At 70.3% G+C, this 10,057-nt stretch carries 9 protein-coding genes; 7 read left to right on the top strand and 2 right to left on the bottom strand.

Annotated features, from left to right (window positions below; all coding sequences use genetic code 11):
- The 7 genes from AB0F81_RS18930 to AB0F81_RS18900 all read left to right on the top strand — a co-directional run.
- Positions 1-1,576: bifunctional diguanylate cyclase/phosphodiesterase (locus AB0F81_RS18930; protein ID WP_360198866.1), on the top strand; the 1,576-nt coding region annotated here is incomplete at its 5' end.
- Entirely contained in the window at positions 1,549-1,848 is a 300-nt protein-coding gene (gatC, locus tag AB0F81_RS18925) for an Asp-tRNA(Asn)/Glu-tRNA(Gln) amidotransferase subunit GatC (RefSeq protein WP_360198864.1), read from the top strand. The genes AB0F81_RS18930 and gatC, both read left to right, overlap by 28 nt.
- A 3-nt stretch (positions 1,849-1,851) precedes the next feature.
- Complete coding sequence (gatA, locus tag AB0F81_RS18920) at positions 1,852-3,315, top strand: Asp-tRNA(Asn)/Glu-tRNA(Gln) amidotransferase subunit GatA (RefSeq protein WP_360198862.1); 1,464 nt, start codon at positions 1,852-1,854, stop codon at positions 3,313-3,315.
- A 1-nt stretch (position 3,316) separates the two neighbouring features.
- A complete protein-coding gene (gene gatB, locus AB0F81_RS18915) occupies positions 3,317-4,798 on the top strand; it encodes an Asp-tRNA(Asn)/Glu-tRNA(Gln) amidotransferase subunit GatB (RefSeq protein WP_360198860.1) in 1,482 nt (493 codons plus the stop codon).
- Positions 4,799-4,888: 90 nt separating this feature from the next.
- Positions 4,889-5,923, top strand: a complete 1,035-nt coding sequence (locus AB0F81_RS18910) for a hypothetical protein (protein WP_360198858.1) — start codon at positions 4,889-4,891, stop codon at positions 5,921-5,923.
- An 80-nt stretch (positions 5,924-6,003) separates the two neighbouring features.
- Complete coding sequence (locus tag AB0F81_RS18905) at positions 6,004-6,771, top strand: class I SAM-dependent methyltransferase (RefSeq protein WP_360198856.1); 768 nt, start codon at positions 6,004-6,006, stop codon at positions 6,769-6,771.
- Positions 6,772-6,935: 164 nt separating this feature from the next.
- Entirely contained in the window at positions 6,936-8,183 is a 1,248-nt protein-coding gene (locus AB0F81_RS18900; protein ID WP_360198854.1) for a pectate lyase, read from the top strand.
- Positions 8,184-8,207: 24 nt separating this feature from the next.
- Here the strand turns inward: AB0F81_RS18900 and AB0F81_RS18895 are convergent, their stop codons facing one another.
- Together AB0F81_RS18895 and AB0F81_RS18890 are read right to left on the bottom strand one after the other, a co-directional pair.
- The gene (locus AB0F81_RS18895) at positions 8,208-8,870 is read right to left on the bottom strand and encodes a response regulator transcription factor (protein ID WP_360198852.1); all 663 of its coding nucleotides are present in this window, start codon (positions 8,868-8,870) and stop codon (positions 8,208-8,210) included.
- Positions 8,867-10,012 carry a histidine kinase gene (locus AB0F81_RS18890; protein ID WP_360198850.1) on the bottom strand — a complete coding sequence of 382 codons (1,146 nt, stop codon included), beginning with the start codon at positions 10,010-10,012 and terminating at the stop codon, positions 8,867-8,869. The genes AB0F81_RS18895 and AB0F81_RS18890 overlap by 4 nt, the downstream gene beginning before the upstream one ends.
- Positions 10,013-10,057: the final 45 nt, after the last annotated feature.

Raw genomic sequence — 10,057 nt, 5'->3', positions numbered from 1 at the left:
CGCCGCCCTGGTCCGGCGCTGGACCACCGACGGCCGGCCGCGCTGCCACCGGCGGCGGGTGCACGCCGACCTGCTGGCGACCGCGGCGCTGCTGCTGCTCAGCCCGGTCGTGCTGGTCGCCGCCCGGGTCAGCCCGGCCCTGCTGCCGATGGCCCTGCTGGCCCTGCACGCCGTGCACCGGATGGTCCGCTGGGCCGGCGAGTCCGAGCGGGCCGCCCGCTTCGACCCGCTGACCGGCCTGCCGAACCGGCGGTCGCTGCAGGCCGCGATGACCGAGCGCGCGCCCGATCGCCGGCGGGCGCTGCTCCTGCTCGACCTGGACCGGTTCCGCACCGTCAACGACGCGCTCGGCCACGGCGCCGGCGACCGCCTGCTGACCCGGGTGGCCGACCGGCTCGCCGCCGCGGTGCCCGCCCACGATCTGGTGGTCCGGCTCGGCGGCGACGAGTTCGCAGTGCTCGCCACCCGGGTCGAGGGCCCGGCCGCGGCCCGCCGGATCGCCCAGCATCTGGCCGAGACGCTGAGCCGTCCGTTCCCGACGGACGGCGCCCCGGTCGAGCTGAGCGCCTCGATCGGGATAGCGCTGCAGTCCGGCCGGCGCGACGGTGGCACCCTGCTGCGCGAGGCCGAGGCCGCGATGTACGAGGCGAAGCAGCGCGGCGACCAGATCGCCGTGCACGGCCCGGACGCCGCACACCACTCGCCCGAGCGGCTGGCCCTGCTCGCCGACCTGCGTAACGCGCTGCGGGAAGACTCGCCCGACGACGGGATCGTGCTCTTCTACCAGCCGCAGATCGCCATCGCGACCGGTGAGGTGGTGGGCGTGGAGGCCCTGCTGCGCTGGCGGCACCCGCAGCGCGGCACCGTCGGCCCGGACGAGTTGCTCCGGGTCGCCGAACCCACCCCGGTGATGCGGCTGCTGACCGGGCGGGTGCTGGAGGAGGTGGTGGCCCAGGTGGCCGCCTGGCGCGCCCAGGGCCGGCCGTTGCGGGCCGCGGTCAACGTGAGCGCCCGCGACCTGCACGCCGGCGACATCGCCGACCGGGTCAGCCGGCTGCTCCACGAATACGAGGTGCCGCCCGAGCTGCTCCAGCTGGAGATCACCGAGAGCGCGCTGATGGCCGACCCGCACCGGGTGCTGGACACCACCACCCGGCTCAGCCGGATGGGCGTGGCGATCTCGCTGGACGACTTCGGCACCGGCTACTCGTCGCTGCAGCACCTGCGCCGGCTGCCGCTCTCCGAAGTGAAGATCGACCGCTCGTTCGTGCTCGGGATGGCGACCGACCGGGGCGACGCCGCGATCGTACGATCGGTCATCGGCCTCGCCGAGGCCCTGGGTCTGCGCGCGGTCGCCGAAGGCGTCGAGGACGAGGCGACCTGGCGTTTGCTCGCCGCCGCCGGCTGTCACACGGCGCAGGGCTGGTTCCACGCCCGGCCCATGCCGGCCGCCGATCTGGCGGAGTGGCTGGCCCGGTACCGGCCGGTGCAGCCCCGGAAAATAGACTCAGCCTTTGCAGGCAAACCGTCAAACAATGAGGGGGCAGGATGGCCGCCATCTCCCGCGAAGAGGTAGCGCACCTGGCGCGCCTGTCGCGGCTCGCCGTGACCGAAGAAGAGCTCGATCGATTCGCGGGGCAGCTCGACGTGATCCTGCAGTCGGTCGCGCGGGTCGGCGAGGTGGCCGCGGAGGACATCCCGCCGACCTCGCACTCCGTGCCGCTGACCAACGTGTACCGCGATGACGTCCCCACCGCGAGCCTGGCGCAGGACGAGGCGCTCTCCGGCGCCCCGGACGCGTACGAGGGCCGGTTCCGGGTGCCGCGCATCCTGGACGAGGAGGACTGATCCGTGACCGACCTGACCAGGCTCTCCGCCGCATCACTCGCCGGGCTGATCGCGTCCCGCGAGGTCTCGGCCGTCGAGGTGGCGACCGCGCACCTCGACCGGATCGCCGCCGTCGACGAGCGGGTGCACGCCTTCCTGCACGTGGACCGTTCCGCCGCCCTCGCCGAGGCGGAGAAGGTGGACCGCGGCGAGATCACCGGGCCGCTGGCCGGTGTGCCGATCGCCGTGAAGGACGTGGTGACCACCAAGGGCATGCCCACCACGGCCGCCTCCAAGATTCTTGAGGGGTGGAAGCCGCCGTACGACGCGACCATCGTCGAGCGGCTGAGGAAAGCCGGCATGCCGATCCTCGGCAAGACCAACATGGACGAGTTCGCGATGGGCTCCTCCACGGAGTACAGCGCGTACGGCCCCACCAACAACCCGTGGGACCTGGGCCGGATCCCCGGCGGCTCGGGTGGTGGCTCGGCCGCCGCGCTCGCCGCCTACGAGGCGCCGCTCGCGATCGGCACCGACACCGGCGGCTCGATCCGCCAGCCCGGGGCGGTCACCGGCACGGTCGGCGCCAAGCCGACGTACGGCGGCACGTCGCGTTACGGCCTGATCGCCTTCTCGTCCTCGCTGGACACGCCCGGCCCGTGCGCCCGGACCGTCGAGGACACCGCCCTGCTGCACGCGGTGATCGCCGGCCACGACCCGCGCGACTCCACCTCGATCCCGCAGGCCGTGCCGGACGTGGTCGCTGCCGCGCGCCTCGGCGCCGCCGGTGACCTGACCGGGGTGAAACTCGGCATCGTCAAGGAGTTCGCCGGTGACGGCTCCGAGCCCGGCGTCGTCAGCGCGTTCCAGGAGTCCCTGAACGCGCTGGTCAAGCTGGGCGCCGAGATCGTCGAGGTGTCCTGCCCGCACTTCCAGTACGCGCTTCCCGCGTACTACCTGATCGCCCCCAGCGAGTGCTCCTCCAACCTGGCCCGTTTCGACGGCGTGCGCTACGGCCTGCGCTCCGGCGACGACGGCAGCCGCTCGCTGGAGGAGGTCATGTCGCTGACCCGCGAGGCCGGCTTCGGCCCCGAGGTGAAGCGCCGCATCATCATCGGCACCTACGCGCTGTCGTCCGGCTACTACGACGCCTACTACGGCCAGGCGCAGAAGGTCCGCACGCTGATCACCCGGGACTTCCAGTCCGCGTTCGAGAAGGTCGACGTGCTGGTCTCGCCGACCACCCCGTTCGTGGCGTTCCCGTTCGGGTCGCGCACCTCGGATCCGTACCAGATGTACCTCGCCGACCTCTTCACCATCCCGACGAACCTGTACGGCGGCCCGGCCATCTCGGTCCCGTGCGGGCTCTCCGAGGGTCTGCCGGTCGGCTTCCAGATCATGGCGCCGACGATGGCCGACGACCGGATGTACCGGGTCGCCGCCGCTCTCGAGTCCGCTGTCGGCACGCTGACCCCGCCGGAGCTGTGAGATGACATACGAAGAGATCCTCGCCAAGTACGAGCCGGTCATCGGCTTGGAGACGCACGTCGAGCTGGGCACGAACACGAAGATGTTCTGCGGCTGCAAGACCGACTTCGGCGCCGAGCCGAACACCCAGGTCTGCCCGGTGTGCCTGGCCCTGCCCGGCGCCCTGCCGGTGATGAACGGCGCCGCCATCGAAGCCACCATCCGGATCGGTCTCGCCCTCAACTGCGACATCGCCGAGTGGTGCCGGATGGCCCGGAAGAATTACTTCTACCCGGACATGCCGAAGAACTTCCAGACCTCGCAGTACGACGAGCCGCTCTGCGTGGACGGCTACGTCGACGTCGAGGTCGACGGCGTCACCCACCGGATCGGCATCGAGCGGGTGCACATCGAGGAGGACACCGGCAAGACGCTGCACGTCGGCGGCGCCACCGGTCGCATCCACGGCGCCACCGAGTCGCTCGTCGACTACAACCGGGCCGGCATCCCGCTCGTCGAGATCGTCACCAAGCCGGTGCCCGGTCTCGGCGCGAAGGCCCCCGAGGTCGCCAAGGCGTATGTGGCGGAGCTGCGCGACATCATTCGCTCGCTGGACGTCTCCGACGTGCGCATGGAGCAGGGCTCGATGCGCTGCGACGTGAACACCTCGCTGAACCTGCCGGGCGAGGAGTGGGGCACGCGGACCGAGACGAAGAACGTCAACTCGCTCCGCTCGGTGGAACGCGCCGTCCGCTCCGAGATCATCCGCCAGGCCGGCATCCTGGACGAGGGCGGCAAGATCTTCCAGGAGACGCGGCACTTCCAGGAGACCACCGGCGACACCCGCCCGGGCCGCTCCAAGGAGACCGCGACCGACTACCGCTACTTCCCGGAGCCCGACCTGGTGCCGATCGCGCCGGACAAGGCGTGGGTGGCGGAGTTGAAGGCCACGCTTCCGGAGAAGCCCAGCGCCAGGCGGGCCCGCCTGCGCGTCGAGTGGGGCATGAGCGAACTCGACATGCAGTCGGCCACGAACGCCGGCGCCGTCGAACTCATCGAGGAGACCATCGCCGCCGGCGCGTCCCCGGCCGGCGCCCGCAAGTGGTGGCTGGGCGAACTCGCCCGGCGCGCCAACGAGCAGGGCATCGAACTGGCCGCGGTCGGCGCCACCCCGGCGCAGGTCGCGGCGTTGCAGAAGCTCGTCGACGAGGGCAAGCTCAACGACAAGCTGGCCCGGACCGTCCTGGAGGGCGTCGTCGCGGGCGAGGGCGAGCCGGCCGAGGTGATGGCGGCGCGAGGCCTCGAGGTGGTCAACGACACCGGCGCGCTCACCGCCGCGGTCGACGAGGCGATCGCCGCCAACCCGGACATCGCGGCCAAGATCCGCGACGGCAAGGTGGCGGCGGCGGGCGCCCTGGTGGGCGCGGTCATGAAGACCACGCGCGGCCAGGCAGACGCCAAGGCCGTCCGCGAGTTGCTCCTGCAACGCCTCGGCGTCTCCTGATAGACCCTTTCCGTACGTGCCACCGGCCGGTTCCGTAGCTATGGGACCGGCCGGTGGCACGCTCGGTAATAGACACTCATACTCAGTGTTGTGTCGCCGACTCCCACGACTGATCCTGGCCAGATAGCCAACTCGATCGTGACGTGGTCGGGTCTCATCCTCGCCGGATTCAGCCTCCTGATCACGGTCATCACCGTCATTCTCGTATTGGCGGGTCTTTTCGGGTTGCGCGAGCTGAGAGCTATCCGCAAGGCGCGAGAGGACGCCAGCGCCCGCGTCGAAGCCATGCTCACTGATGCGAGCAGGCTGCTCGCAGATCTGCGCGAAGAAGTCGACGGCATCGACGAACGAATGAACTCGATGGTCGAGGTCTCCTATCTGTTCAATCAGGGCGAGCTGGCGTACCGGGACGGTGAATACGCGAAAGCGGTCGGCTTCCTCAGCCGCGCCGCCACGCTCGATCCCCGGAACGCTCGCACGTTCTACCGCCTGGGCCGCGCGCTCACCAATCTCGGCGACGAGACCGCGGCCGCCCAGCGCTTCAAGGAGATGCAGGAGCTGGACACCGTGACCGGTGACGCGGAGCGCGGGCTCGCACTGGTGTACCGCTACAGCGACCCGGGTGGGGCGCTGCGGTGGGCACAGCGGGCGGTCGAGATCGCTCCCGACAATCACAGCAATCACAACTGCCTGGGTCTGATCCTGCGCGATGGCGGCGACATCGCCGGGGCCTCGAAGGCGCACGAGAAGGCGGCGAGGCTGAACAGCGACTCCGCGGTCACCCCCTTCTTCCTGGCGCTGCTGAAGGCTCGCACGAACGCGACGGAGCGCGCGGCCGTGGAGAGCCGCACCGCCGCCTACCGGGTGAACGAGCAGCAGCAGCTGACACCGGTGAAGTCCCTGTGGGCGGAGCTGATCCGATGGGCCGAGCGGGTGCTTGCGGCGGACTACGAGAGCGCCGAGAAGCACGTACGCGTACTGGCCGACATCTGCACCTCACGCCGCCGGGCACGGGAGATCGGCGGGCACATGGCCTTTCTGCTCCGCGCGCTCGAACGGGAGCCTCTTCTCGATCGTTTCCTAGGCCCGATCGAGCGCCGCTGGCCACCCCGGCAGGGAGAATAGGGAGCCGTTGCCCCGTCGCGATCAGGATTCAATTGGGGCGTCGCGGCTTGTGCCGGGCGGATGAGTACTACGCTCGCGCCGTGCTCGCAGAAGGCAATGCGCCACGCAACGACCGCCCTGCCCATCGCGGAGCAGGCGTTTACTTCACGGAAGCGGGGGCAGCCGCTCCGCGCAGCGTTGTCGTCGATGGTCGGCGGCTGTTCCGATTCATGGACACGATCTACCTGGACCGGCCGTGCGAGAAGCTGAGCCCGAAGAAGATTCAGGTGCTCAACGCGGCCCGCCGGCCGCTGCTGGAACGGCACGAGGTGGCAGCGGTCAATCATCGGGTTCGGTCCGTGCTGGCGCGGGCGATCGGAGTGTCGCAAGCCGGGTCGGTACTGGAGTGGGGCTGCGGTTTCCACACGATGCGCGACCTTTTCGGCGAAGTGAAGTATTCCGGCCTGGACATTGATCCCGCGGTGGTCCAGTTCAATCGAGCGAGCGCCGGCGAGTCGCGCTTTTATCTCGCGGACCAGGACCTTCCCGATATTCCGGACGGCGGATTCGATGCCGTCGTCAGTGCTTTCGTCTTCCATTTCCGGCTCTCCCGGCTGCATATCGCCACGATGCAGCGGGTCCTCGCGCCGGGGGGAGTGCTCCTGGCGAACGTGTATCGGCGGACGGCACGTTCACGCCGCGAGTTGATCGCCGAGTTCGAGCAGGCCGGGATGCGAGTTCTCCGTGCGCCCGACGAGGCGAAGCTCTGCGCCGATCACGAGTTCTGGTGCGTGACGCACGCGGACTCTTCCGGGAGCGAGCGGGCCGAGGCGGTGCGAGCCGCGATGCGAGTGTCGGCTCCGCAGTGACCAGGCATTTTGTGGGAGCGCTTCCATAAGCGCCGAATCCTGCAACAAACTGCAACTGAATCCTCTCTTGACCAGGGCATTTGTGAGCGCGAACATCGATGCCTGTCGGTTCACAAATCCCCTGGACGTGCGGCTCGCATTCCCCGGCGGGCGGAGAGGAAACCATGAGACGACGACGCTTGGCGGCTGCGGCGATCACCGCGCTGACGACGGCGGCGCTGGGTGCGGTCGGTATTGTCACTGCCCAGCAGGCGAGCGCGGCCACCATCGATCTCAACGCCTACTACGTGCTGAAGAACCAGCACAGCGGCAAGGTGCTGGACGTCTACAACCTCTCCACCGCGGACGGCGCGGTGATCAACCAGTGGTCGCAGAACAACGGGGACTGGCAGCAGTTCAAGTTCCTGGACATGGGCAGCGGCAACTACCGCCTGCAGGCCAAGCACAGCGGCAAGGTCCTCAACGTGCAGGGCGCGTCGACGGCCGACGGCGCGCAGATCATCCAGTCCAACGGTGACCGCAACGCCACCAGTCAGCAGTGGCGGATTCAGGACATCGGCAGCAACATCCAGCTGATCAACCGGAACAGCGGCAAGGCGCTCGAGGTCTTCGAGTGGTCGACCGCCGACGGTGGCCGCGTGGTGCAGTACGCCGACCAGAACTTCGCCAACCAGCAGTGGCAGCTCATCAAGATGGGCAGCAGCGGTGGCGGCGGCGGCACCGGTCCGACCGCGCCGTGGCCCAGTGAGACGGGCAGCGTGAAGGTGAACGCCACGATCAGCGTGCCGGCCAGCGGGCTCGACGGTGGCAACAAGCGCTACTACGGCATCGGTGACGGTGGGCAGAGCGAGAGCCAGGACCCGATGTTCAAGCTCGCCAACGGCGCCACCCTGTCGAACGTGATCATCGGCCCCCCGGCCGGTGACGGCGTGCACTGCGACGGCAACTGCACGCTGCGCAACGTGTGGTGGCTGGACGTGGGTGAGGATGCGGCGACGTTCCGCGGCGGCAGCTCCACGGTGGCGACCGTGGACGGCGGCGGCGCGCGGTCGGCGTCGGACAAGGTGTTCCAGCACAACGGCGGCGGCACGCTGACCATCAGGAACTTCCAGGTCAGCAACTTCGGCAAGCTCTACCGCTCGTGCGGCAACTGTTCGACGCAGTACAAGCGGACCGTGGTCGTGCAGAACGTGCGGCTCACGGCTCCGGGCGGTTCCGTGGTCGGCATCAACACCAACTACGGCGACACCGCCACGCTGAGCGGCGTCACCATCGTCGGCGACAGCTCGCGGAAGATCTCCGTCTGCGACCGGTACACCGGTAACAGCAGCGGGGACGAGCCGACCAAGACGGGTTCGGGGCCGGACGGCACCTACTGCCGCTACTCGGCCTCCGACATCACTTACTCCTGAGGGAACAGGGCTGGTGCGGCCGGGTCAGGAGGCTCCCGGTCGCACCAGCCCGCTTTCGTACGCGAAAGCCACCGCCTGCACCCGGTCACGCAGGCCGAGCTTCATCAACATCCGGGACAGGTACGTCTTGACGGTCGCCTCGCCGAGAAAGAGTTCCGCGGCGATCTCCGCGTTCGACAGGCCCCGGGCCACCAGCCGCAGGACGTCGGTTTCCCGGTCGGTGAGCTCACCGAGCCGGGACGCGTACGCCGGGTCGTGCTGCGGAGCCGCGGCCAGCGACTGGATGACCCGCAGGGTGACCGCCGGGTCGAGCAGCCCCCGCCCGTCGGCGACGGTGCGCACCGCGTCCAGCAGCTGTTCCGGCGGCGACACCTTGAGCAGGAAACCGCTCGCCCCGGCCCGCAGCGCCCCGGTCACGTAGCTGTCCTCGTCGAACGTGGTCAGCACGATGACGCGCGTGGCGGGCAGTTCCGCGACGATCCGCCGGGTCGCCTCGATCCCGTCGACCCGCGGCATCCGGATGTCGATCAGCAGGACGTCCGGCCGGGTCCGCAGCACCACGGACACCGCCTCGGCCCCGTCCGACGCCTCGCCGACCACCTCGATGTCCGGCTGATAGTCGAGCAGCATCCGCAGCCCGGCCCGGATCATGCCCTCGTCGTCGGCGAGCACGACACGGATCGTCATCGGGTCCTCCTGATCGGGAAGGTGGCGCAGACCGCGTAACCGCCGGACGGGCGCGGGCCGGCCCGCAGGGTACCGCCGAAGAGGCCGACCCGTTCCCGCATCCCGATCAGCCCGTGACCGCCGGGAGCGGGGTCGGGAACCGCCGAGGCCGGGGGATCGTTGGTCACCTCCACGGTGAGCGTGTCGCCGCTGTCGCACAGGCGCAGCCGGGTGGGCACGAGGCCGGCATGTCGCAGCACGTTCGACAGGGCCTCCTGCGCGATCCGGTAGGCGGACACGTCCACGGTCCGCGGCAGGTCGAAGTCGCCGACCACCTCCAGTTCGACGGGGAGGCCGGCGGCCCGTACGTCATCGAGCAGTTCGTCGATGTGCCGCAGCGAAGGCTGCGGCGCGCGTGCTTCGGCCTCCGCCTCGTCCCGCAGGATCCCGACCAGCCCGCGCAGTTCCTGCACCGACTGCCGGCCGAGCCGCTCGACGCCGAGCAGCACCTCGCTCTCCATCGGCCGGTCCGCCATCCGGGTCCGCAGCACGCCGACCTGCAGCACCATGACGCTCACCGAGTGCGCCACGGCGTCGTGGATCTCCCGCGCGATGCGCTGCCGTTCCTCCATGACGACGGCACGGTCGCGGGCCTCGCGTTCGGCGTCGAGCGCCGCGGCCAGCCGGGCGAGGTCGTCGCCGCGGGTGCGTTCCCGCCGCACGACCCGCCCGACCCACCAGGACACCCAGTAGAGCGTGCCGAAGAAGAGCGACTCCCACGCCGACTGCCCGCCGGAGAGCACCGCCACCACGGCGAGCAGGTGCCCGGCGGCCGGGCCGGCCCAGCGGTGCCGGCCGGTCTGGCGGTAGCCGAGCCAGCCGAACGCCAGGAGCAGCGCGACGACCGTCGTACCCGGTGGCCCGGGGGTGCCCAGCGCGACCACGACCGGGAAGGTGGCGGACATCAGCAGCGCGCCGGCGAGCGGCGACCAGGCGGCCACCACCGCCGCCACGGCGGTGATCGCGACGCTGACCGCCGGGGCCAGCGGCGCCACCTGATACGCCTGGTCCAGCGTCACCTCGGCCACGCCCAGCGCGGTGAGCAGCACCGCCGCGCCGATCGGCAGGGTGCGCCAGGGCGCCGGTACGCGGAGAGAAGGCATGTGGATCACGGTAGCCAGGACGGGTAGCGGGGCGGATCCGCCTGC

It is taken from the genome of Actinoplanes sp. NPDC024001 (genome assembly GCF_040638955.1).
Taxonomy (GTDB): Bacteria; Actinomycetota; Actinomycetes; order Mycobacteriales; family Micromonosporaceae; genus Actinoplanes.
Note: the sequence above shows the minus strand (reverse complement) of the source record. Positions and strands in the feature narration are given on the sequence as shown.